Source organism: Staphylococcus simulans, assembly GCF_002994445.1.
Lineage (GTDB): Bacteria > Bacillota > Bacilli > Staphylococcales > Staphylococcaceae > Staphylococcus > Staphylococcus simulans_B.
On the sequence record NZ_MRZJ01000007.1, the window covers coordinates 51,872 to 75,996 of the forward strand.

The 24,125-nt window shown below is 37.6% G+C and carries 20 protein-coding genes; 18 read left to right on the top strand and 2 right to left on the bottom strand.

Going from position 1 to position 24,125, the window contains the following annotated elements; translation table 11 throughout:
* Positions 1 to 29: 29 nt before the first annotated feature.
* Positions 30 to 1,109: a nitric oxide synthase oxygenase gene (locus C7N65_RS09480; protein ID WP_105994240.1), complete on the bottom strand. Its 1,080-nt coding sequence runs from the start codon at positions 1,107 to 1,109 to the stop codon at positions 30 to 32.
* Between the two features lie 255 nt (positions 1,110 to 1,364).
* Between C7N65_RS09480 and C7N65_RS09485 the strand changes: the two genes are divergently transcribed.
* From C7N65_RS09485 to C7N65_RS09530, 10 genes are all read left to right on the top strand, one after another.
* On the top strand, positions 1,365 to 2,834 hold the full coding sequence (locus tag C7N65_RS09485; protein WP_105994241.1) for a nicotinate phosphoribosyltransferase: 1,470 nt from the start codon (positions 1,365 to 1,367) through the stop codon (positions 2,832 to 2,834).
* Complete coding sequence (nadE, locus tag C7N65_RS09490; protein ID WP_105994242.1) at positions 2,827 to 3,672, top strand: ammonia-dependent NAD(+) synthetase; 846 nt, start codon at positions 2,827 to 2,829, stop codon at positions 3,670 to 3,672. The genes C7N65_RS09485 and nadE overlap by 8 nt, the downstream gene beginning before the upstream one ends.
* Positions 3,673 to 3,761: 89 nt before the next feature.
* On the top strand, positions 3,762 to 4,301 hold the full coding sequence (locus C7N65_RS09495; protein WP_415918795.1) for a DUF2179 domain-containing protein: 540 nt from the start codon (positions 3,762 to 3,764) through the stop codon (positions 4,299 to 4,301).
* Positions 4,291 to 4,464, top strand: coding sequence for an NETI motif-containing protein (locus C7N65_RS09500; protein ID WP_105994244.1), 174 nt, complete (start codon positions 4,291 to 4,293; stop codon positions 4,462 to 4,464). The genes C7N65_RS09495 and C7N65_RS09500 overlap by 11 nt, the downstream gene beginning before the upstream one ends.
* Before the next feature lie 208 nt (positions 4,465 to 4,672).
* Positions 4,673 to 5,971 (top strand): adenylosuccinate lyase, encoded by a 1,299-nt coding sequence (gene purB, locus C7N65_RS09505; RefSeq protein ID WP_105994245.1) that lies wholly within the window; start codon positions 4,673 to 4,675, stop codon positions 5,969 to 5,971.
* Between the two features lie 118 nt (positions 5,972 to 6,089).
* Positions 6,090 to 6,392 (top strand): YerC/YecD family TrpR-related protein, encoded by a 303-nt coding sequence (locus tag C7N65_RS09510; RefSeq protein ID WP_105994246.1) that lies wholly within the window; start codon positions 6,090 to 6,092, stop codon positions 6,390 to 6,392.
* Positions 6,393 to 6,536: 144 nt separating this feature from the next.
* Entirely contained in the window at positions 6,537 to 7,226 is a 690-nt protein-coding gene (locus C7N65_RS09515; RefSeq protein WP_105994247.1) for a heptaprenylglyceryl phosphate synthase, read from the top strand.
* Position 7,227: 1 nt separating this feature from the next.
* Complete coding sequence (gene pcrA / locus C7N65_RS09520; RefSeq protein WP_105994248.1) at positions 7,228 to 9,423, top strand: DNA helicase PcrA; 2,196 nt, start codon at positions 7,228 to 7,230, stop codon at positions 9,421 to 9,423.
* Between the two features lie 3 nt (positions 9,424 to 9,426).
* Positions 9,427 to 11,430, top strand: a complete 2,004-nt coding sequence (gene ligA / locus C7N65_RS09525) for an NAD-dependent DNA ligase LigA (RefSeq protein ID WP_105994249.1) — start codon at positions 9,427 to 9,429, stop codon at positions 11,428 to 11,430.
* Positions 11,431 to 11,449: 19 nt separating this feature from the next.
* On the top strand, positions 11,450 to 12,649 hold the full coding sequence (locus C7N65_RS09530) for a CamS family sex pheromone protein (protein WP_105994250.1): 1,200 nt from the start codon (positions 11,450 to 11,452) through the stop codon (positions 12,647 to 12,649).
* Positions 12,650 to 12,742: 93 nt separating this feature from the next.
* Here C7N65_RS09530 and putP read toward each other — a convergent pair whose 3' ends face one another.
* Positions 12,743 to 14,281 carry a sodium/proline symporter PutP gene (gene putP / locus C7N65_RS09535; RefSeq protein ID WP_105994251.1) on the bottom strand — a complete coding sequence of 513 codons (1,539 nt, stop codon included), beginning with the start codon at positions 14,279 to 14,281 and terminating at the stop codon, positions 12,743 to 12,745.
* 386 nt (positions 14,282 to 14,667) lie between these two features.
* On the opposite strand from putP, the gene gatC reads away from it, so the two are divergent.
* The 8 genes from gatC (at position 14,668) to dinB (ending at position 24,092) form a co-directional block, all read left to right on the top strand.
* The gene (gene gatC, locus C7N65_RS09540) at positions 14,668 to 14,970 is read left to right on the top strand and encodes an Asp-tRNA(Asn)/Glu-tRNA(Gln) amidotransferase subunit GatC (protein ID WP_105994252.1); all 303 of its coding nucleotides are present in this window, start codon (positions 14,668 to 14,670) and stop codon (positions 14,968 to 14,970) included.
* On the top strand, positions 14,970 to 16,427 hold the full coding sequence (gene gatA / locus C7N65_RS09545; RefSeq protein WP_105994253.1) for an Asp-tRNA(Asn)/Glu-tRNA(Gln) amidotransferase subunit GatA: 1,458 nt from the start codon (positions 14,970 to 14,972) through the stop codon (positions 16,425 to 16,427). The genes gatC and gatA overlap by 1 nt, the downstream gene beginning before the upstream one ends.
* 12 nt (positions 16,428 to 16,439) lie before the next feature.
* On the top strand, positions 16,440 to 17,867 hold the full coding sequence (gatB, locus tag C7N65_RS09550; RefSeq protein ID WP_105994254.1) for an Asp-tRNA(Asn)/Glu-tRNA(Gln) amidotransferase subunit GatB: 1,428 nt from the start codon (positions 16,440 to 16,442) through the stop codon (positions 17,865 to 17,867).
* Positions 17,868 to 18,060: 193 nt separating this feature from the next.
* Entirely contained in the window at positions 18,061 to 19,245 is a 1,185-nt protein-coding gene (locus tag C7N65_RS09555) for a restriction endonuclease subunit S (protein ID WP_105994255.1), read from the top strand.
* 120 nt (positions 19,246 to 19,365) lie between these two features.
* Complete coding sequence (locus C7N65_RS09560; RefSeq protein ID WP_105994256.1) at positions 19,366 to 20,286, top strand: diacylglycerol kinase; 921 nt, start codon at positions 19,366 to 19,368, stop codon at positions 20,284 to 20,286.
* A 64-nt stretch (positions 20,287 to 20,350) separates the two neighbouring features.
* Complete coding sequence (gene rlmD / locus C7N65_RS09565; protein ID WP_105994257.1) at positions 20,351 to 21,712, top strand: 23S rRNA (uracil(1939)-C(5))-methyltransferase RlmD; 1,362 nt, start codon at positions 20,351 to 20,353, stop codon at positions 21,710 to 21,712.
* Positions 21,713 to 21,890: 178 nt separating this feature from the next.
* Positions 21,891 to 22,787: an aldose 1-epimerase family protein gene (locus tag C7N65_RS09570; protein WP_105994258.1), complete on the top strand. Its 897-nt coding sequence runs from the start codon at positions 21,891 to 21,893 to the stop codon at positions 22,785 to 22,787.
* A gap of 234 nt (positions 22,788 to 23,021) precedes the next feature.
* Positions 23,022 to 24,092: a DNA polymerase IV gene (gene dinB, locus C7N65_RS09575; protein WP_105994259.1), complete on the top strand. Its 1,071-nt coding sequence runs from the start codon at positions 23,022 to 23,024 to the stop codon at positions 24,090 to 24,092.
* Positions 24,093 to 24,125 lie beyond the last annotated feature (33 nt).

A 24,125-nucleotide genomic window follows, 5' to 3' on the forward strand; every position in this document is an offset into this window, starting at 1 on the left:
GTGCATTTCCCCTTTGAAGCAAGGTGCAATTAATGGAAAGGACAGCCAGTACTTTCAGCTTTCTTCTTGTAGAAGAAGTTCGGTTCTTTCATCACATTTTTGTATCCGTGATGATAGTTGGATACAAGGGTAGGTGATAATGAAGGTACGAGCCATGACCATTTGCCTGTGACCTCACGATTTGCTTGTGCTTCATTACGTTCAAAGTGTTCGAATTGTTTTGCGGCCGTCAGATGATCGACAATCGATGCACCGGCCTTTTTGAATGAATGGTAGACAGCATCATTCAACTCTACCATCACACGATCTTTATTGAATGAAGTATTCTTAAGTGTATCAAATTCGAACGCTTCTGCAACTTTTTCTAACAAATTGTAGCGATACGTATCTGTAAAGTTGCGGACCGCAATCTCATTGACCATATACCAGCCGTTGAATGGAATTGTCGGATAAGTAATTCCGCCGATTTTCAAATCCATATTAGAAATAATCGGCACAGCATACCATTTAAGACCGAGGTCTTTAAGTTTTGGATAGCTGCGGTGTTCAATCGGCACTTCAAAGACAAGGGATTCAGGCAGTTCATGCATCCGTGGATGCTGCTCGCCGGGCAGCTGATAAATCAAAGGAAGGACGTCGAAGTCTGTGCCTTTGCCTTCCCAGCCCATATGTTGTGCGAGCTGTGTCATAGTTCTTTCAGCCGGGTCTCCTGCATTTTCATAACCTGCATAGCGAATCAGCTGATTATTATAAATAATCGGAGGATTATCATCTTCTGGTGCGAAGATTGTAATGTAAGATTGGATTTTGCCGTGGTTCGTTGCTTCGGCCAAATGCTTATGAATGGCATCGATAAATCCATCGTTGTCTTTAACATCTCGTGCATCTTGTACAATCAGAGTTTCCCAAAATAAACGTCCGATACAGCGGTTGGAGTTGCGCCAAGCCATACGGGCACCGTAAGTAAGCTCTTCTGAAGTATGACGGTATGTCCCTGTTTGATTGATTTGATTTTGAATGTCATCCAAGCGCTGTTTGATTGCTGTTTCATCATAACCAAGTTCTCGATACATTGTGTGAATAAATTCAGTTGCTTTCTCTATTAACATTTTCTTCACCTCATCTTTATTATAGAAGTTATCAGGGAAAACCCCTAGTGAAGATACAACAGACTGCTTGAAGAAATATAAAAATCTGACAAAATTCTTACATTGACGAAAAAAGTATTTACAAATATAATTTGTTAAATTCAAATTGGGGAAAACAAGAGAGGCGCTATGCAGCATTTGACTATAATCCGTATTATATAAAAGGCTGCTAGAATGTGATAAACTAAACAAAAAAGGTTGATTGGGGAGAAAATTATGTATCAATTTAAAGATGACAGCTTAATGCTTCATAATGACTTATACCAAATTAACATGGCTGAAAGTTATTGGTATGATAACGTCCACGAAAGAAAGGCAGTCTTTGATTTGTATTTCCGCAAGATGCCATTTGACAGTGGTTACGCTGTGTTCAATGGATTACGCAGAATCATTCAATTTATCGAAAACTTCCATTTTACAGAAACGGATTTAGAATACTTAAAATCAATCGGATATCAAGATGATTTCATCAATTATTTGAAAGAATTGAGATTTACAGGCAGTATCCGTGCAATGGAAGAAGGCGAGGTCTGCTTTAATAATGAGCCGCTTCTCAGAGTGGAAGCACCATTGATTCAAGCACAGCTGATTGAAACAATTTTATTAAATATTGTGAACTTCCATACACTGATCGCGACAAAAGCCAGCCGTATTAAGCAAGTTGCTCCGAATGATATTTTAATGGAATTCGGAACAAGACGTGCTCAAGAAGAAGATGCGGCATTATGGGGTGCACGTGCAGCCATTATCGGTGGCTTCAACTCTACAAGTAATGTCAGAGCCGGCAAGTTATTCGGTATTCCGGTATCAGGTACACATGCCCATGCATTTGTACAAACATATGGAGATGAATATGTAGCATTTAAAAAATATGCGGAACGTCATAAAGATTGTGTCTTCTTAGTCGATACTTTCCACACATTGAAATCAGGCGTGCCGAGTGCGATTAAAGTCGCTAAAGAATTAGGAGATAAAATCAACTTCATCGGCATTCGTTTAGATTCAGGCGATATTGCTTACTTATCTAAAGAAGCACGCAAGATGTTGGATGAAGCGGGCTTCACAGACGCTAAAATCATTGCATCTAACGACTTGGATGAACAAACGATTATGAGCTTGAAAGCACAAGGTGCTAAAGTGGATTCATGGGGTATCGGTACGAAATTGATTACAGGCAACGATCAACCTGCTTTAGGTGCAGTATATAAATTAGTCGCGATCGAAGATGAAAACGGCGATTATCAAGACCGTATCAAATTATCTAATAATGCGGAAAAAGTAACGACACCAGGCAAGAAAAATGTTTACCGTATTATTAATAAAGCAACAGGTAAAGCAGAAGGGGATTATATTACATTAGCGAATGAAGACCCTTATGCAGAACAACCGTTGAAATTGTTCCACCCTGTACACACGTATAAAAGCAAAAAAATAAAATCGTTTGATGCGATTGATTTGCATAAAGATATTTATACAGAAGGTAAGTTAGTCTATGATTTGCCTGATGAAAAAACAGCACAAGAATTCTTGCAAACCAATCTTGAACATCTATGGGAAGAAAATAAACGTTTCTTAAACCCTCAAGAATATCCAGTCGACTTAAGCAAAGCTTGCTGGGAAAACAAACAGCAAAAAATCTTTGAAGTAGCAGAAGATGTGAAAGAAATGGAGGAACGACATGAGTAATGAATTGCAGGAGATAATCCTTAACGAAATGAAAGTCAAACAGTCTATAGACAGTCAGCAAGAAGTGCATGAGATTGTGCAATTTATTAAACGTTATGTTCAAAGCCATAGTTTTATCCAATCTTTAGTGTTAGGAATTTCAGGCGGACAAGATTCGACTTTAGCAGGACGTTTATGCCAACTTACGGTAGAAGCTTTGCGTGCTGAAGACAGATCAGTTAAATTTATCGCAGTGAAATTACCGTATGGTGTACAAAGAGATGCGGATGAAGTAGAAGATGCATTGAACTTCATTCAACCGGATGAAACAGTGACAGTCAATATCAAACCTGCTGTAGATGCAAGTGTCAAAGCATTGAAAGAAGCGGGTATTACGTTGACTGATTTCCAACGCGGCAATGAAAAAGCACGCGAGCGTATGAAAGTACAATTTGCGATTGCGGCTAACCAAAGCGGTATAGTTGTCGGTACAGATCATTCTGCAGAAAACATTACAGGTTTCTTTACAAAGTATGGCGACGGTGCTGCAGATATTGCGCCTTTATTCGGTTTGAATAAACGTCAAGGCCGTCAATTATTAGAATATCTCGGTGCACCGAAACATCTTTATGAAAAAGTACCGACTGCTGATTTAGAAGACGATAAACCGCAATTGCCGGATGAAGAAGCTTTAGGTGTCACATATCAAGCCATCGATGATTATTTAGAAGGCAAACCGGTATCAGAAGCAGATCAAAAAGTAATAGAAAACCACTATTTGAAAAATGCACATAAGCGTGAATTAGCATATACACGCTACACTTGGCCGAAAGTTGAAAATGATTCAGAAAAAGAGTGACAAAATAGAACGCGACTGATAAAATAGGCTAGATTTCAATAAGAAAAGAGGTATGTATTTTGTCAGTTATTTCGGCAAACCCATGGTTGATGCTGTTAAGTATATTTATCATCAACGTCGCATACGTCACATGTTTAACCGTACGCACAATCTTAACGTTGAAAGGTTATCGTTATGTTGCGGCTGCGGTGAGTTTCCTTGAAGTACTCATCTATATTATCGGACTAGGTTTGGTTATGGCGAACTTAGATAAGTTCCAAAATATAGTTGCTTATGCATTAGGTTTCTCAGTCGGTATTATCGTAGGTATGAAGATTGAGGAAAAACTTGCTTTAGGTTATTCAGTCGTCAATGTGACAACGGCTAATTACGAATTAGATCTCCCTACACAATTAAGAAACTTAGGCTATGGTGTAACACACTTCCCGGCATACGGCCGAGATGGTGAACGCTTAGTCATGCAAATCTTAACACCGAGACGCTTTGAACTTAAATTGATGGATACCATCAAACAGTTGGATGATAAAGCCTTTGTGATTGCATATGAAGCAAGAACATTGCATGGCGGATTCTGGGTTAAAGGTGTTAGAAGTAAAAAATTGAAAGCGTATGATACAGATGAAATTTGAAGTAGAAGAAAACGAAACAATTCAAGAATGCCTTGAACGTATGAGAGTAGCGGGTTATATGCCCGTCAAACGCTTTGAAAAACCTGTTTATCGCGAAAATAAAGATGGCAGTATAGAAGTAGAACGCCAGCATATTCAATTTGTCGGCAAAAAAATTCAATAAACAAGCGAAAAGCCTGATTTGCACATGCGATGCAGATTGGGCTTTTCTCATAAAAACTTTGGAAAAGTTTATACATTTGAAAAACATTCTGTTAAACTAGAGAGTATAAGGGTAAAAGTCGAACGTTTTGCAGAGTTATTGATGAAATGTACATATTTTGCAAAGCGTCCACATTAAAAAATCAAACTTTAAGATAGGAGTTTATGAAATGATTGAACGTTATTCTCGTGAAGAAATGTCACAAATTTGGACAGACCAAAATCGTTATGAAGCATGGTTAGAGGTTGAAATTCTGGCGTGCGAAGCTTGGAGTGAATTAGGTTTTATCCCAAAAGAAGACGTTAAGAAAATCCGTGAAAATGCACGTGTTGATGTAGATCGCGCAAAAGAAATCGAATTAGAAACACGTCATGATGTCGTTGCATTTACACGCCAAGTCTCTGAAACTTTGGGCGAAGAACGCAAATGGGTACACTATGGTTTAACTTCAACTGACGTTGTAGATACAGCGTTAAGCTACCAAATCAAACAAGCAAACGAAATTTTGGAAAAAGACATTGAACGTTTTATCGAAGTTTTAGCTGCGAAAGCTAAAAAATATAAATATACATTAATGATGGGCCGTACACATGGTGTACATGCTGAGCCGACAACTTTCGGTGTGAAAATGGCACTATGGTATCAAGAAATGATCCGCAACTTCGAACGTTTCAAAGCAGTGCGCAAAGAAATCGAAGTCGGTAAAATGAGTGGTGCAGTGGGTACATTTGCGAACATTCCGCCAGAAATCGAAGCATATGTTACAAAACATTTAGGTATTGGCTATGCACCGGTTTCTACACAAACATTACAGCGTGATCGCCATGCATACTACATTGCGACATTAGCTTTAATTGCGACTTCATTGGAAAAATTCGCAGTAGAAGTGCGCAACTTGCAAAAAACTGAAACACGAGAAGTAGAAGAAGCATTCGCAAAAGGCCAAAAAGGTTCTTCAGCAATGCCGCATAAACGTAATCCTATCGGTTCAGAAAATATTACAGGTATCTCACGTGTCATCCGCGGTTACATCACAACAGCATACGAAAATGTTCCTTTATGGCATGAACGTGATATTTCACATTCATCTGCTGAACGTATTATGCTTCCAGATGTTACAATCGCATTAGACTATGCATTGAATCGTTTCACAAATATCATTGACCGTTTAACTGTCTTTGAAGACAATATGATGGCTAACATCAATAAAACATTCGGTTTAATCTATTCTCAACGTGTCTTATTAACTTTAATCAATAAAGGTATGGTGCGTGAACAAGCTTATGACTTAGTTCAACCTAAAGCAATGGAATCTTGGGAAACCAAAACACCATTCAGAGAATTACTTGAACAAGACAGCCAAATCACAGATGTTTTAAGCAAAGAAGACTTAGATAAAGCCTTTGATCCTAAACATCACTTAAACCAAGTAGATACAATTTTCGAACGTGCAGGGCTTGCGGAATAATCAATTTAATTGTATTTTGTATATCAAATTAAATTCTTTGAATAAGAATACTACACTTTAACGTATTAGTAAGTTAAAATAGAGTGACAAGTATTACTAAGAACAGGAGTTGTTTGATATGCAAATTGAGAAGTTGCGCGGGAAAGCATTGGATGAATTATTCGATGCGATTTTAACCCTGGAAAATAGAGAAGAATGTTATCAGTTTTTCGATGACTTATGTACAGTAAATGAAATTCAATCATTATCTCAAAGACTCCAAGTCGCTAAAATGATTAAGCAAGGCTATACGTATGCGACGATAGAAAAAGAAACAGGTGCTTCAACAGCAACCATCTCTAGAGTAAAACGCTCATTACAATGGGGTAATGATGCTTATACAGTTGTATTAGATCGCTTAAACATAGAAACTAATGATTAATGCGCAGGAACCTATCCATCTTAAGATGCGGTAGGTTCTTTTTTCTGCGTGTAAATTCTCTATGAAATCTTACGCATCCATTTAGAACATGATTAGTAAAAATGATATAATCAAATGTATGTTTAGAAGAAGGGAAACGATGAAATGTACGACATAAAAAAGTGGCAACATGTATTTAAATTAGATCCAGCAAAATCAATAAGTGATGAAGATTTAGATAGAATCTGTATGTCAGATACAGATGCAATTGTGATTGGTGGAACTGACAATGTGACTGAAGACAATGTGATTTCATTGATGATGCGTGTCCGTCGTTATCCGCTTCCGCTTGTCCTCGAAATATCCAATTTAGAAAGCATCATACCGGGCTTTGATTTCTACTTTGTCCCGATGGTCTTAAACAGTCCAGACGTACAATATCACAACGGACTATTACTAGAAGCCTTAAAAGATTACGGACATATGATGGACTTTGACGAAATTATGTTCCAAGGTTACATCGTATTAAATCCAGATTCGAAAGTGGCACAAAAAACAAAAGCCAAGACAGACTTGAATGAGGAAGATATAGAAGCTTATGCGTTGATGACGGATAAAGTGTATCAATTTCCGATTATGTACATAGAATACAGCGGTACCTTCGGGAACATGGACTTGGTCCGTACTGCGAAACAAAATACCGAACAAGCACATGTGTTTTACGGCGGCGGAATACAATCGCTCAGTGATGCAAAAGCTGCTGCACAAGAAGCAGATACGATTGTCGTCGGCAACCTTGTATATACAGATATCAAGCAGGCATTGAAAACAGTTAAAATAAAGGAGTTATCTTAAGATGAATGCGTTATTAGACAATATGAATACTGAACAAAGTGAAGCGGTGCGTACAACAGAAGGACCGCTGCTTATTATGGCTGGCGCAGGGTCAGGGAAAACGCGCGTGCTCACACATCGTATTGCATATCTATTAGATGAAAAGGGCGTTTCTCCTTATAATGTGCTCGCAATTACCTTTACTAACAAAGCAGCACGCGAGATGAAAGAACGTGTCGAAAAGCTTGTAGGCGAAGAAGCACAAGTGATTTGGATGTCTACTTTCCACTCAATGTGTGTCCGCATTTTAAGAAGAGATGCAGACCGTATCGGCATTGAGCGCAACTTTACAATTTTAGACCCGACAGATCAAAAGTCGGTTATTAAAGATGTATTAAAAACAGAGAATATTGATAGTAAACGTTATGACCCTAGAATGTTTTTATCAGCAATCAGTAACATGAAGAACGAATTGAAAACACCTGAAGATGCTGAAGAAGAAGCAACAGACTTTATGTCAGATATGGTAGCACGTGTTTATGCCGGCTATCAGCGTCAGCTTTCACGTAATGAAGCAATGGACTTTGATGATTTAATCATGAAAACCATTAATTTGTTTGAACGTGTACCGGATGTATTGGAATACTATCAAAATAAATTCCAATATATTCATGTGGATGAGTATCAAGATACGAACCGTGCCCAGTATACATTAGTAAAACTGCTTGCATCTAAATTTAAAAATTTATGTGTAGTAGGGGATTCTGACCAATCTATTTATGGTTGGCGCGGCGCAGACATTCAAAATATCTTGTCATTCGAAGAAGATTATCCGAATGCGAAAACGATATTCTTAGAACAAAACTACCGTTCAACGAAAGTCATCTTGAATGCGGCTAACGAAGTCATTAAAAACAATTCAGAACGCAAACCTAAAGGGCTTTGGACAGCAAACCAAGAAGGCAAGAAAATCAATTATTACCAAGCTTCAAGCGAAAGCGACGAAGCACAATATGTCGTGAAAGAAATCATGCGTCAGCAGCGTGAAAATAATAAGAGCTATAATGATATTGCAATTCTTTACAGAACGAATGCACAATCACGTGTGTTAGAGGAAACGTTCATGAAATCGAATATTCCTTACACGATGGTCGGCGGACATAAGTTCTATGACCGTAAAGAGATCAAAGACTTATTAAGCTACTTAAGATTAGTTGCTAACAGCAATGATGATATTAGTCTGCAAAGAATTATTAATGTGCCGAAACGCGGTGTAGGGCCTTCATCAGTTGAAAAGATTCAAAGCTATGCCAGACAAAATGACTTAAGTATGTTTGATGCATTGGCTGAAGCAGACTTTATCGGTTTAACGAAGAAAGTAACTAAAGCTGTCATTGATTTCTATACTTTGATTTCAAACTTAATCAAAGAACAAGAGTTCTTAGAAATCAGTGAAATTGTGGAAGAAATCTTAAATAAATCCGGTTATAAAACTATGCTGGAGCAAGAACAGACACTTGAAGCACGCAGCCGTTTGGAAAACATTGATGAGTTTATGTCTGTACCGGTAGATTATGAGAAAAATACACCATTAGAAGAACAATCATTAATCAACTTCTTAACAGACTTGTCGCTTGTCGCAGATATTGATGAAGCGGACATTGAAAATGGCGTGACATTAATGACAATGCACTCTGCCAAAGGTTTGGAATTCCCGGTTGTCTTCATTATGGGTATGGAAGAATCCATCTTCCCGCATATTCGTTCTATCTTGAGCGATGATGATCATGAAATGGAAGAAGAGCGCCGTATTTGTTATGTGGCTATTACACGTGCAGAAGAAGAGCTGTACTTAACACATGCGGTTTCAAGAACGTTATTCGGTAAAACACAATCGAATCCTCAGTCGCGCTTCTTACGTGAAATTCCTGAAGACTTGCTTAATAAAGGAACGAAACAAGAAAGCCGTTATCAAGGTCAATCAAGCAGCAAGCAACCTGCAAAACGCGGACCAAGCAGACGTACGACAAAACGTGCTGAAGTAGCATCAGGTACTTGGAAAGTCGGCGATAAAGTCATGCATAAAGCTTGGGGCGAAGGTATGGTCAGCAATGTCAACGAGAAAAACGGTACGGTTGAACTTGATATTATCTTTAAATCAGAAGGACCGAAACGATTGCTTGCGAACTTTGCGCCGATTGAAAAGAAGGAGGATTAAGGGATGAGTGAATTGAAAGAACGTGTGGATCAGCTGCATCGTTTATTAAATCAATATAACCACGAATATTATGTGCAGGATAATCCATCTGTGCCAGACAGCGAATATGATAAGCTGCTGCATGAATTGATTCATATTGAGGAAGAACATCCTGAGTTTAAAACAGAAGATTCTCCAACAGTACGTGTCGGCGGAGAAGCTCAAGCTACTTTCAATAAGGTAGCACATGATACGCCTATGTTGAGTTTAGGCAATGCTTTTAATGAAGAAGACTTGCGCCGCTTTGACGCACGTGTCAGAGAAGCAGTAGGGCAAGTCGAATATATGTGCGAATTGAAAATCGATGGTTTAGCTGTCTCTTTAAAATATGAAAACGGCCGCTTTGTTCAGGGGCTAACACGCGGAGACGGTACGGTCGGCGAAGATATTACAGCCAACTTGCGTACCATCCGTGCAATTCCTCTTAAGATCAATGAACCATTAACGTTTGAAGTGCGCGGCGAGGCTTTCATGCCGAAACGTTCATTTGAACATTTGAATAAAGAAAAAGAAGAAAACGGCGAACAAGCTTTTGCGAATCCGCGAAATGCGGCTGCAGGTTCGTTGCGTCAATTAGATTCTAAACTCGCAGCTAAACGCCGTTTAAGTATCTTCTTATACAGTGTGAATGATTTTACGAACTTCCATGCGAAGACACAAAGCGAAGCGTTGGATGAATTAGATGCGTTAGGCTTTAAAACCAATCAAAACCGTCAGCGTGTCGCAGATATTGAAGGTGTTTTAGATTACATTAAGCATTGGACAGAACAACGTGAAAAACTATCTTATGATATTGACGGTATAGTCATTAAAGTCAATGATATCGATGAGCAGGATGAACTAGGTTATACGCAAAAATCGCCAAGATGGGCGATTGCCTATAAATTCCCGGCTGAAGAAGTGGTCACAACCTTGCATGATATCGAGTTGAGTGTCGGACGAACAGGTGTGGTAACACCGACTGCAGTATTAGAACCTGTACGTGTCGCAGGTACAAAAGTATCTCGTGCTTCGCTGCATAATGAAGACTTGATTCATGAGAAAGATATTCGTATCGGAGACAGTGTTGTGATTAAAAAGGCAGGGGACATTATTCCTGAAGTGATTCGCAGTCTGCCTGATCGCAGACCAGAAGGCACAGAAACTTATCATATGCCGACACATTGTCCGAGCTGCGGCCACGAATTAGTACGTTTAGACGGAGAGGTTGCTTTACGCTGTATTAATCCGAAATGTCCTGCACAGCTCGTTGAAGGTATGATTCACTTTGTATCGAGACAAGCGATGAATATCGACGGATTAGGTACGAAATTGATTATGCAGCTGTATGAAAATGAAATTATTAAAGATGTTGCGGATTTATATTATCTGACGAAAGAAGATTTATTGCCGCTTGAACGTATGGGTGAGAAGAAAGCAGATAACTTACTGAATGCGATTGAAGCTTCTAAACAAAATTCTTTAGAACATTTATTATTCGGTTTAGGCATCAGACATTTAGGTGTGAAAGCCAGCCAAGTAATTGCGGAACGTTTTGAAACGATGGAACGTATCTTTGAAGTGACTGAAGATGAATTGATGGAAATTCATGATATCGGCGATAAACTTGCGACATCATTAATCACTTATTTAAATAATGACGACATTATCGCTTTAATTGAAAAACTTCGCGCAAAAAATGTTAATATGAAGTATGAAGGTATCAAAACTTCAGAGATAGAGTCGGATTCTGAATTTAACGGACTAACGGTTGTATTAACAGGCAAATTACACAATATGACGCGTACAGAAGCTTCTAAATGGTTAGAAGCACAAGGTGCTAAAACAACCAGCAGTGTTACGAAGAATACAGACTTGGTAATTGCTGGCGAAGACGCCGGATCCAAATTGACTAAAGCTGAAAAGCTCGGGACTGAAATCTGGTCTGAAGAAGACTTTATCAAGAAGCAAAATGAAATTGACCAATAAACAATAGAGGAGATCGGGAATGAAGAAAACATGTGTATTACTCATCTCTCTCTTATTGATTCTCACGGCGTGTGGCAATAAGGATGAGCAACAAAATTCAACGAAAGAACAAGATGCAAAGTCTGACTCTGGCAATGTAAAACATATTGCGACAGATAAGAATGTACAAGGTGATAACTATCGTACGCTGTTACCATTCAAAGAAAGCCAAGCAAGAGGTTTATTGCAGCAGAATATGGCAAACGGCTACAATGGCGACGATTTTGAAGATGGTTTGCTTGAACAAAGCAAAAAAGTGTTCCCAACAGATGAATACTTATATCAAGATGGACAGTTTTTAGATAAGAAAACCATTTCTGCTTACCTCGGACCTAAGTATACGAAGTCTGAAATCGATAAGATGAAAGAAGACGAAAAGAAAGATAAAAATGCGAACGAAAATTTAGGATTGAATCCATCGCATCATGGAACAACAGATGAAGAGAAAATTGCAGAAAAATCACCAGCTTATCTTTCTAATATTTTGGAACAAGACTTTTACGGCAGCAGCGATACGAAAGGCAAGAAAATCAAAGGTATGACTATCGGACTTGCGATGAATAGCGAATATTATTATCAAAAAGAAAAAGACGGCCCGACTTACAGCAAGCAATTAGATAAAGCTAAAGTTGAAAAAGAAGGCAAAAAAATGGCGGATGAAATGTTATCGCGTTTACGCGAACATAAAGCATTGAAAAAGATTCCGATTCATTTTGCGATTTACATTCAATCTGGGGAAAGCGATATTATTCCGGGTGAATTTGTAGCTGGGGCTACAGCGGATGATGAACAAACAAGAATCAACAACTGGCAAGAAATTAAAGAGAAATCGATCTTATTGCCGTCATCTGAAGCGGCAGATTTGAATGAAAACTTGAACAACAACTTCAAACAGTTCAATGATAATCTGCAATCTTATTTCCCTAACTTTACACAAGCAGTAGGGAAAGCGAAATTCAACGGCAAGAAACCATCGCATCTGACAATTGAAGTACCGATTGATTATTACGGCAAAGCTGAATTAACAGGTATCACACAATTCATCACACAACAAGCTGACAAATACTTCAGCAACATTGATGAATATGAAATCCATATTAAAGATGGTAATAATGCGCGTGCGTTAATTACTAAATATAAAGATGATAAAAACCCACACGTTCATATCTATAAAAATTAATACGCAACAATAAAAGGTGTCTTCGATTGAAGGCACCTTTTGTGTTAGGTAAAAAGAAAAGGCAGAAACATCTGTGTGTTCCTGCCTCATTAATTAACTATGCAAAATTTGTTTTACTTCATCTAATTCGCTGATCGTACGTTCGCTTGGTTTGCTTGTGAATTTACTAACTGCATAAGTAACGATGACACTCATAATAAATCCTGGAATGATTTCATACATACCGAAGAATTCTGAGATGTCCGCAAGCGGTTTGATCCAAACAATCCAAATAATAACCGTTGCTGCACCGGCAATCATACCGCTGACTGCACCCGCTCTTGTTAACCCTTTCCAATATAAAGAGAAGAGGACAAGGGGACTGAATGATGCCCCAAAACCAGCCCAAGCATTGCCGACTAAGTTCAAAATAGTATCATTTGGCGACCAAGCAATCCAAATTGCGACAATGGCTACTGCCATAACACTTAAACGTCCGACTAAGACAAATTCTTTTTCATGCTTTTCTGCGTTGGCTTTCTTGCCGCGAATCAATTTATAGAAGTCTTCAGTCAATGAACTTGAAGTTACTAATAATTGAGACGAAATTGTGCTCATAATAGCAGCAAGGATTGCTGCTAATAAGAAGCCGCCGACTAATGGATGGAATAAAATCTGGCTCATAATAATGAATAATGTTTCTGGGTCATGCAGTGTGATTTTATAATCAGGCACAAAGGCAATACCTGTTAATCCGACTAAGCAGGCACCTGCTAAACCGACAGCCATCCATAAAATTCCGACACGGCGTGCAATTGGTAATAACTTGAATGATTTAATCGACATAAAACGAACAATGATATGAGGTTGTCCGAAGTAACCTAAGCCCCAAGAGAATAATGAAATGATACCAAGGACTGTAGTACCTCTGAATAAATCTAAGTTCGTTGGTTTCATATCTGAAATCTGGCTGAATGTATCCCAGCCGTTCAATTTCAATAATGCGACAATCGGAACCATGACCATTGCGACTAACATAATGACACCTTGGAAGAAGTCTGTAATCGAAACCGCTAAATACCCGCCTAAAAAAGTGTAAAAAATAACGATAACAGCTACCATAATCAAGCCGTATCGATAGTTGAGACCGAATGCGGTTTCGAATAATTTACCTCCTGAAACAAATCCAGAATGCGTGTATAACGTGAAGAAGATTACGATAATCGAACCGGAGATAATTTTAATAATGTTGGAATGATCATCTAATCTGTTCTTGAAAAAGTCTGGCAAGGTGATAGCATTGCCGGCTAGTTCTGTATAAACACGTAATCTTGGTGCGACAATAAAGTAATTTAAATATGCGCCTAATGTTAAACCAATCGTAATCCAAATTGCGGATAAACCTGTTGCATATACAGAACCAGGCAATCCCATAATCATCCAGCCGCTCATATCAGAAGCGCCGGCAGACAGTGCTGTGATGTAGGGGCCGATGTTTCGGCCTCCCAACATGTATTCGCTTAAATTTCCCGTTGACTGTTTATAGCCATAGATACCGATGATAACTAAAACAAGAAAGTACACACCAATCATGATGTATGTTTGCCAGTCAGCATCGATTTGACTACTCACTGAAGTACCTAAAATAAACATCGTGGTTTCCCCCTTTTTCTCATTGATGATTCAATGTATATGCATTATTATACAACAATTCTGAAAAAAGGGAATATTTATTTTTTGCAAAATGAAAAATAAATCATGATAACGACAGTGTTTAGGGCGGTTTTTGCTATGAAAGTGTTTTCAACGCTTTAAAGCAAATATGCAGTATCTTTATAACCTAATATGCATAAAAGGCCATGAATCCTTATTTCTTTTTGATAACGAATGGAAAAAATTTGCATTTGAAGTTCAGAATGATTAAGTTAAAGGGGAGTCATTACCTGATATACGGGTATTTTGAACTAAAAAATTTAGATTTTTGACGATTTTTTTGATACAATTTTATGATGAAGTATTATTAAGGAGGCAATTCATTAATGGCTAGAGTATCACGTGAAGAAGTTGAACATATTGCAAATTTGTCTAGACTTCATATTTCACCAGAGGAAACAACTGAAATGCAAGACACATTAGAAACAATCCTAAACTTTGCCCAACAAATTGATACAGCAGATACGAGCGAGGTTGAACCTACGTATCACGTATTGGATTTACAAAATGTATTAAGTGAGGATAAAGCAATCAAAGGCATTCCTCAAGAGCTTGCACTCAAAAATGCAAAAGAAACAGAAGATGGACAATTTAAAGTGCCATCAGTTATCAGCGGGGAGGATGCGTAATGTCTATTCGTTATGAATCAGTTGAAAAGTTAAGCGAAATGATTAAGAACAAAGAAATCAAACCTTCTGAAGTTGTTAAGGATATTTATGATGCAATTGAAGAAACAGATCCTACAATCAAATCATTCTTAGCTTTAGATAAAGAAAATGCAATCAAAAAAGCAGAAGAGCTAGATGAATTGCAAGCGAAAGACCAAATGGAAGGTAAACTATTCGGTATCCCAATGGGTATCAAAGACAACATTATTACTGAAGGTCTTGAAACAACATGTGCGAGTAAAATGCTAGAAGGCTTCGTACCTATTTATGAATCAACAGTAATGAGAAAATTGCATGATGAAAATGCAGTGTTGATTGGTAAATTAAACATGGACGAATTCGCAATGGGCGGTTCTACAGAAACTTCTTACTTCAAGAAAACTGTTAACCCATTTGACCACAAAGCTGTACCTGGCGGTTCATCAGGCGGTTCAGCAGCAGCTGTAGCAGCTGGTTTAGTACCATTCAGCTTAGGTTCAGATACTGGCGGTTCTATTCGTCAGCCAGCAGCTTATTGCGGTATCGTAGGTATGAAACCTACATATGGTCGTGTATCACGTTTTGGTTTAGTTGCGTTCGCATCATCATTAGACCAAATCGGACCTTTAACACGTAATGTTAAAGACAACGCAATTGTATTAGAAACAATTGTAGGTGTAGATAAAAATGATTCAACAAGCGCACCAGTTGAAGATAATGATTTCACTTCAGAAATCGGAAAAGATATCAAAGGCATGAAAATTGCTTTACCTAAAGAATATTTAGGCGAAGGTGTTTCTGATGAAGTGAAAGCAGCGGTACGCAATGCGGTTGAAATTTTAGAAGGCGAAGGCGCAATTGTAGAAGAAGTATCATTACCGAATACAGGCTATGGTATTCCATCTTATTACGTTATCGCATCATCTGAAGCTTCTTCTAACTTATCTCGTTTCGATGGTATTCGTTACGGCTACCATTCAAAAGAAGCGAATACACTTGAAGAATTATACAAATTATCACGCAGCGAAGGCTTCGGTAAAGAGGTAAAACGTCGTATTTTACTTGGAACATTCGCATTAAGTTCTGGTTACTACGATGCTTACTACAAAAAATCACAAAAAGTCAGAACATTAATCCGTCAAGACTTTGATAAAGTCTTCGAAGAATACGATGTAGTTGTAGGTCCTACAACACCAACAGCTGCTTTCAACATTGGTGATGAAATCAATGATCCGTTGACAATGTATGCAAACGACTTATTAACTACTCCAGTTAACCTTGCCGGCTTACCAGGTATCTCTATACCTTGCGGACAAACTAATAACAGACCGATCGGATTACAGTTTATCGGCAAACCATTTGATGAAAAAACACTTTACCGTGTCGCTTATCAATTTGAACAACAATACAACTTACATGATGCATATCAAAATTTATAAGGAGTGTTAATGATGCATTTTGAAACAGTCATTGGACTAGAGGTCCACGTAGAACTGAAAACAGATTCTAAAATGTTCTCTCCATCACCAGCGCATTTCGGAGCAGAACCAAACACAAATACGAATGTTATCGACTTAGCATACCCTGGTGTGCTTCCAGTTGTTAACGAACGTGCCGTTGACTGGGCTATGCGTGCCGCAATGGCATTAAACATGGAAATTGCGACAGAATCTAAATTCGATCGTAAAAACTATTTCTACCCAGATAACCCGAAAGCTTACCAAATTTCACAATTTGACCAACCTATCGGGGAACATGGTTATATCGATATCGAAGTAGACGGCGAAACAAAACGTATTGGTATTACTCGTCTTCATATGGAAGAAGATGCGGGTAAATCAACACATAAAGACGGCTATTCATTAGTAGACTTGAACCGTCAAGGTACACCGTTAATCGAAATCGTATCTGAACCAGATATCCGTTCACCTCAAGAAGCTTATGCTTACCTTGAAAAATTACGTTCTATTATCCAATACACAGGCGTATCTGACGGTAAAATGGAAGAAGGTTCACTTCGTTGCGATGCGAACATTTCATTACGTCCATACGGACAAGAAGAGTTCGGTACAAAAGCAGAGCTTAAAAACTTAAACTCATTCAACTATGTACGTAAAGGTTTAGAATATGAAGAAAAACGCCAAGAAGAAGAATTGTTAAATGGCGGAGAAGTACTTCAAGAAACACGTCGTTTCGACGAATCTACTGGTAAAACAATCTTAATGCGTGTTAAAGAAGGATCTGACGATTACCGTTACTTCCCAGAACCAGACATCGTACCTTTATACGTTGACGAAGCTTGGAAAGAACGTGTACGTCAAACAATTCCTGAATTACCAGACGTACGTAAGAAAAAATACGTTGAAGAATTCGGTCTTCCAGCATACGATGCGCACGTATTAACACTTACAAAAGAAATGTCAGATTTCTTCGAAGAAGCAGTTGAAAAAGGCGCAGACGTTAAATTAACTTCTAACTGGTTAATGGGCGGCGTAAACGAATACTTGAACAAAAACCAAGTTGAACTTCAAGATACAAAATTAACACCAGAAAACCTTGCTGGTATGATCAAGTTAATTGAAGACGGTACAATGAGCAGTAAAATCGCTAAGAAAGTTTTCCCTGAACTTGCACAAAACGGCGGAGACGCTAAACAAATCATGGAAGACAAAGGCTTAGTACAAATCTCTGACGAATCAGTACTATTAAACTTCGTTACAGAAGCATTAGACAACAACCCGCAATCAGTAGAAGACTTCAAAAACGGTAAAGGCCGTGCAAAAGGCTTCTTAGTGGGTCAAATCATGAAAGCTTCTAAAGGACAAGCAAACCCACAAATCGTAAACAAATTATTAGCACAAGAATTAGACAAACGCTAATACACACAAACACCAAAGACTAGTGAGCAATCGCTAGTCTTTTTTATATCATCAAACAAAAAGACACAAACTAAACCATACAACAATCTCGCCATTTTGATTATAATAAAAGTAATACGCCAAAAATCATACATAACCAACCAAGCAACAATCAAAAACAAACACACAAGCAAAAACATAAGGAAGTGACATAATGCATAACACACAAACAAAAAAGAATATACCTGAACTACGCTTTCCAGAGTTTGAAGGAGAGTGGGAAGAGAAGAAGTTGGGGGATATGGCAGAGATAGTCAGAGGAGCATCGCCAAGACCAATTAAAGATAAAAAATGGTTTGATAACAATTCTAATATTGGGTGGCTAAGAATATCTGATGTAACTGCCCAAAATGGACGAATTAAACACTTAGAACAGAGATTATCAGCACTTGGAGAACAAAAAACTAGGGTTCTGTATTCTCAACATTTATTGCTTAGTATTGCTGCAACTGTAGGAAAGCCGGTCATAAATTATGTTAATACCGGAGTTCACGATGGATTTTTAATCTTTATGAATCCTGAATTTGATATTGAGTATTTATATCAATGGCTTGAAAACTTTAGAGGGAAATGGAAAAAATATGGTCAACCAGGTAGTCAAGTAAACTTAAATTCAGACATTGTTAAAAATCAAAAAATATGGATTGGAAGTTTAAGTGAACAACAAAAAATCGGCGCTTTCTTCAGCAAACTTGATCAACAAATTGAATTAGCAGAAAAGAAAGTAAGCTTGCTACAAGAACAAAAGAAAGGCTATATGCAAAAGATTTTCTCACAACAGTTACGATTTAAAGACGAAAATGGAAATGATTATCCAGAGTGGGAAGAGAAGAAGTTAGGAGAGGTTTTTATTTTTTTTAATAACCAAAGAAAACCAATCAAAGAAAGCATTCGTACTAAAGGAAAATACCCATATTATGGTGCTACTGGAGTTATTGATTTTGTTGATAATTACATTTTTGAAGGTGAATATATCCTTATAGGAGAAGATGGTGCAAATATTTTAAGTAGATCAGCACCATTAGTTTATTTAACAACGGGTAAGTTTTGGGTTAATAATCACGCACATATACTACTTCCTAAAACTGGTAATATTTACTATTTCTATTCTTTATTGGAAGAAATTGATTACTCGAAATATAATACAGGCACCGCCCAACCAAAATTAAACATACAAAATTTAAAGCATATTTTATTACTTTTAACTACAGATATAGGTGAACAACAAAAAATCGGCGCTTTCTTCAGTAAACTTGATCAACGTATTGAACTTGCATCACAAAAGGTAGAACAGCTTAAGGAACAAAAGAGGGGTTTGTTACAGAAGATGTTTGTTTAATTGTTTTTGGTGGATATATTGATGTTTAGTAGGAATTTAGTGAATTGAACCATTAATACTTTCAAGTAGCGTTGAAATCATTTAAAATTGTATGTGAGTAAAAATGATGAGGGATTATTTATGAGAAAACGAGCGAGAATTATTTATAATCCGACTTCGGGTAAGGAATTGTTTAAAAGAATGCTTCCAGAAGTCTTGATTAAATTGGAACAAGCAGGATTCGAAACAAGTGCATATGCAACGCAGAAGGCTGGAGATGCGACAATCGAAGCGAAACGTGCCTTACACGAAGACTATGAAATGTTAATCGTAGCTGGCGGTGACGGTACATTAAATGAAGTAGTTAATGGTGTAGCAGAACATCCGAATCGTCCTAAAATCGGTGTGATTCCTATGGGTACTGTAAATGATTTCGGACGTGCGCTTCATTTGCCTACGGATATTTTAAGCGCGGTAGATGTGATTATCAAAGGTCATACTGTGAAAGTAGATATCGGTAAAATGAACAGTCGTTACTTTATCAACTTGGCTGCTGGGGGACGTATTACAGAAGTGTCTTATGAGACTTCCAGCAAGCTGAAAACATTTGTCGGTCCGTTTGCGTACTATATCAAAGGTATGGAAATGCTGCCGGAAATGAAGAATGTCGATGTACGTGTAGAATATGACGGTAATGTCTTCCAAGGCGAGATTTTACTGTTCTTATTAGGTTTAACGAACTCTATGGCAGGCTTTGAGAAACTTGTACCGGATGCTAAATTAGATGACGGCTACTTCACGCTGATCATTGTTGAGAAAGCTAATTTAGCTGAATTAGGCCACATCATGACACTAGCTTCAAGAGGGGAACATATTAAACACCCTAAAGTCATTTATGAAAAAGCAAAATCAATCAATGTATCATCATTTGAACAAATGCCTTTAAATGTAGATGGCGAGTATGGCGGACAATTACCGGCCAACTTCTTGAACTTAAAGCAGCATATTGAAGTATTTACACCTGCAAATGTCGACAATAAAGAATTAACAGAACAAGATTAGTAAGCATTGAAAAGGTTAGGACTTAGTCAAACAAGCCTGACCTTTTTTCTATGGAGGTTAAAGTGTGGAAACATTAAAGAAAAACCAAGTCTTTAAAGGACAAGTCGTTGATTTAACACATGAAGGACATGGTGTAGTTAAAATTGATCGATATCCTGTATTTGTCCCTAAAGCACTTACGGGCGAAGAAATAGAATTTAAACTGATTAAAGTTAATAAGAACTTTGCGATAGGGAAGTTACTTGAAATTTTTACCGAAAGCAAAGACAGAGTAGAACCTCCATGTGTTTATTATGATAAATGCGGAGGCTGCCAGCTGCAGCACTTAGATTATCAAGCACAATTAGAAATGAAGCGCAACCAAGTGGTGAATTTATTTCATCGCAAAGGCAAGTTTACGTCAACGCCGATTAATGAAACGATTGGTATGATGAATCCATGGAATTATCGTAATAAATCACAAATTCCTGTGGGACAAAACAGCGAGGATGCGCCGATTATGGGCTTCTATCGTCAACGCAGCCATGACATCATTGATATGGAAGAGTGTTTAATACAAGACAGCATTCAAAATCAACTTATGCGTATGATTCGCGGATTGCTTAAAGAACATAATGTATCAATATATGACGAGAAGCGAAAAGAAGGCTTATTACGTCATGTGATAATCCGTGTAGGTTATACTTCACGAGAAGTAATGGTTGTCTTTGTGACGAACGGTAAGAAATTCAAACAAGCAAAAGCGATGATTAAGCAAATGGTTGAAGCGGTGCCTAATATTAAAAGTGTGATTCAAAATATTAACGAAACACACTCGAATGTCATCATGGGTAAAAAATCCAAAACTCTTTACGGCAAAGATGAAATCACAGATGAGCTGGATTCAGTTGAATTTGAAATCAGCGATCAATCCTTCTATCAAATCAATGCTTCTCAAACAGTTAAACTTTATAATAAAGCATTAGAGTATGCAGGGTTAACAGGTGAAGAAACTGTACTCGATACGTATTGCGGTATCGGTACAATTGGTTTATATATGGCAGAACAAGCGAAACATGTGTATGGTGTTGAAGTTGTACCAGCTGCTATAGAAGATGCGAAGAAAAATGCCAAACTAAACGGCTACGACAACACTACTTTTGTATGCGGAAAAGCAGAATCTGTCATTATGGATTGGAAACAACAAGGCATTCAACCAGATGTTGTGATGGTAGATCCGCCGCGCAAAGGCTGCGATGAACAATTCTTACGCACTTTACTAGAATTGAATCCTAAGCGGATTGTCTATATCTCTTGTAATCCATCAACCCAACAAAGAGATGCACATATTCTTGCAGAAGGTTATGAACTTAAAGAAATCACACCAGTAGATATGTTCCCTCAGACAACACATATCGAGACTGTGGCATTGTTTGAACGTAAATAATGATAAAGACAAAGTTAAAAAGCGAGATTTCTTATTGGTTATAGAAATCTCGCTTTTTAATGTGATAATACGTTTCTTTTACTTATCATTGTGATAATATTGTCCTATACATAAATAAGACAGACAACGTAAAATAAGCAGCGTTTAATATCGCTTATTTTGGTTTAGGAGGACAACTATGACTATTGAATTAAAAAACGATGAATTAACAGTGCGATTTAAAGAGTTTGGAGGGGCATTATCTTCTATCAAAGATAACGATGGCGTAGAATATCTTTGGCAAGGCGATCCTGAATATTGGAGCGGTCAAGCACCCGTGTTGTTTCCGATTTGCGGAAGTTTAAGAGATGATAAAGCAATTTATCATTTAAATGGCAAACAAGATGTGACAGGACATATACCAAGACACGGACTTGTGAGAAAGAAAGATTTTAAATTTGAACAAGTCTCAGACAACAGTGTCGCATTTTCAATTACACCAGATGAAACGATGTTAGAGAACTATCCATACCATTTTGAACTGAAAATTGTTTATACATTATCAGGTAAAACAATTCGTGTTGAATACCAAGTAACGAACCATGAAGATTTTCAACGTATGCCGTATAGTATCGGAGGGCACCCTGGATTTAATTGTCCGCTTATTGAGGGAGACCAATACGAAGATTATTACTTAGAATTTGAACATGCGGAAACAACGAATGTAGCAAAACCATTTCCAGAAACTGGTTTATTAGATGTATTAGACAGAACATCTTTCCTTACTGATCAAAAGACATTAGATTTAACTTATGATTTATTTGATTATGATGCAGTGACTTTAGACCAATTACATTCACGCAGTATTGCATTACGTTCGCATAAACATGACAAAGGTGTGAAAGTAGACTTTAAAGATTTCTCTAATATCATTCTTTGGTCTACAACTAATAAAAGCCCATTTATCGCTATAGAACCATGGAGTGCTTTATCTACATCTTTAAAAGAAAGTGATGTATTAGAAGAAAAACCGCAAGTTTCCTTTGTGGAAAGTGGACAAACAGATACAAAATCCTTTGAGATTACTGTTTTATAGAGGTAATCTCATCAATTGTAACAGTCAAAGTAATGAATTAAATAAAAGCGAGATTTTGTTATTTGAGAACAGAAATCTCGTTTTTGTCTTTTTATCATGATTACTTATTATAACTGTTGAATCATTAAAAGATTTTGTCAGTGATTATATTGTGGTATAAGCATTTAAAATTCATGATTGGCAAATGTCATATATAATATAGAGTGAGAGAAGAGAGAAAGGGAGGTGAATGAGATGAGTGAGCGACGGATTATCCATATAGATATGGACTATTTTTATGCCCAAGTAGAGATGCGTGATAATCCTAAACTAAAAGGAAAGCCTGTGATTGTCGGTGGTAAAGCCAGCGGACGCGGGGTAGTATCAACTGCTTCATATGAAGCCCGTAAGTATGGTGTCCATTCTGCTATGCCGATGGCACAAGCGCATAAATTATGTCCGGATGGTTATTATATTCAACCACGCTTTGAAGCTTATAGAGAGACATCTAAAATCATTATGGATATCTTTAAAAGCTATACAGAAGTGGTTGAACCAATGTCGCTTGATGAAGCCTATTTGGATATCACTCATCTCGTGCGACCTGATCTGCCTGCTTCGGTCATTGCACAATATATACGCAATGATATTTGGGAGAAAACCGGATTAACTGCTTCTGCAGGCATTTCTTACAATAAATTCCTAGCCAAGCTCGCAAGCGGCATGAATAAACCAAACGGCATGATGATTATCAACTACCAAAATGTTCATGCCTTATTAATGGAATTAGATATCGGAGGTTTTCCTGGTGTAGGCAAAGCAACCAAAGAAGTCATGCATGAACACGGCATCTATACAGGCCAAGATTTATATAATACAGATGAACGTGAATTAATCCGTGTCTTCGGTAAACGCGGTCATTCATTATATGAAAAAGCACGCGGCAGAGGATCAAATGTGGTGAAATCACACCGCATCCGAAAATCTGTAGGCACAGAAAGAACATTCTCCACTGATGTTAATGATGACGATGAAATTTTATTAAAAGTAAGAGAATTAAGCGAGAAAACAGCTGAACGTTTAAGCAAGATACAAAAATCCGGCAAGACAGTCACTGTTAAAATCAAAACACATAAATTTGAAACATTATCTCGTCAACGCAGTTTAAGGGATCCTGTACGAAATGAAGTAGATATCTATAACACAGCCTATGCACTTTACAATGAGTTGAAGGATCCGGATGTGCCGATTCGCTTAATTGGTGTAACAGTAGGGAACTTAGAAAAAACGGAATATCAAAATATGTCGATTTATGATTTTATTTAGGAGAAATTTAAGAAGAAAGATGGAATTAAACCG

Bases quoted from the DNA above. Each gene is read 5' to 3' on its own strand.
- C7N65_RS09480 (WP_105994240.1), bottom strand. From the start codon at position 1,109: ATGTTAATAGAGAAAGCAACTGAATTTATTCACACAATGTATCGAGAA.
- C7N65_RS09485 (WP_105994241.1), top strand. From the start codon at position 1,365: ATGTATCAATTTAAAGATGACAGCTTAATGCTTCATAATGACTTATAC.
- nadE (WP_105994242.1), top strand. From the start codon at position 2,827: ATGAGTAATGAATTGCAGGAGATAATCCTTAACGAAATGAAAGTCAAA.
- C7N65_RS09495 (WP_415918795.1), top strand. From the start codon at position 3,762: ATGCTGTTAAGTATATTTATCATCAACGTCGCATACGTCACATGTTTA.
- C7N65_RS09500 (WP_105994244.1), top strand. From the start codon at position 4,291: ATGAAATTTGAAGTAGAAGAAAACGAAACAATTCAAGAATGCCTTGAA.
- purB (WP_105994245.1), top strand. From the start codon at position 4,673: ATGATTGAACGTTATTCTCGTGAAGAAATGTCACAAATTTGGACAGAC.
- C7N65_RS09510 (WP_105994246.1), top strand. From the start codon at position 6,090: ATGCAAATTGAGAAGTTGCGCGGGAAAGCATTGGATGAATTATTCGAT.
- C7N65_RS09515 (WP_105994247.1), top strand. From the start codon at position 6,537: ATGTACGACATAAAAAAGTGGCAACATGTATTTAAATTAGATCCAGCA.
- pcrA (WP_105994248.1), top strand. From the start codon at position 7,228: ATGAATGCGTTATTAGACAATATGAATACTGAACAAAGTGAAGCGGTG.
- ligA (WP_105994249.1), top strand. From the start codon at position 9,427: ATGAGTGAATTGAAAGAACGTGTGGATCAGCTGCATCGTTTATTAAAT.
- C7N65_RS09530 (WP_105994250.1), top strand. From the start codon at position 11,450: ATGAAGAAAACATGTGTATTACTCATCTCTCTCTTATTGATTCTCACG.
- putP (WP_105994251.1), bottom strand. From the start codon at position 14,281: ATGTTTATTTTAGGTACTTCAGTGAGTAGTCAAATCGATGCTGACTGG.
- gatC (WP_105994252.1), top strand. From the start codon at position 14,668: ATGGCTAGAGTATCACGTGAAGAAGTTGAACATATTGCAAATTTGTCT.
- gatA (WP_105994253.1), top strand. From the start codon at position 14,970: ATGTCTATTCGTTATGAATCAGTTGAAAAGTTAAGCGAAATGATTAAG.
- gatB (WP_105994254.1), top strand. From the start codon at position 16,440: ATGCATTTTGAAACAGTCATTGGACTAGAGGTCCACGTAGAACTGAAA.
- C7N65_RS09555 (WP_105994255.1), top strand. From the start codon at position 18,061: ATGCATAACACACAAACAAAAAAGAATATACCTGAACTACGCTTTCCA.
- C7N65_RS09560 (WP_105994256.1), top strand. From the start codon at position 19,366: ATGAGAAAACGAGCGAGAATTATTTATAATCCGACTTCGGGTAAGGAA.
- C7N65_RS09570 (WP_105994258.1), top strand. From the start codon at position 21,891: ATGACTATTGAATTAAAAAACGATGAATTAACAGTGCGATTTAAAGAG.
- dinB (WP_105994259.1), top strand. From the start codon at position 23,022: ATGAGTGAGCGACGGATTATCCATATAGATATGGACTATTTTTATGCC.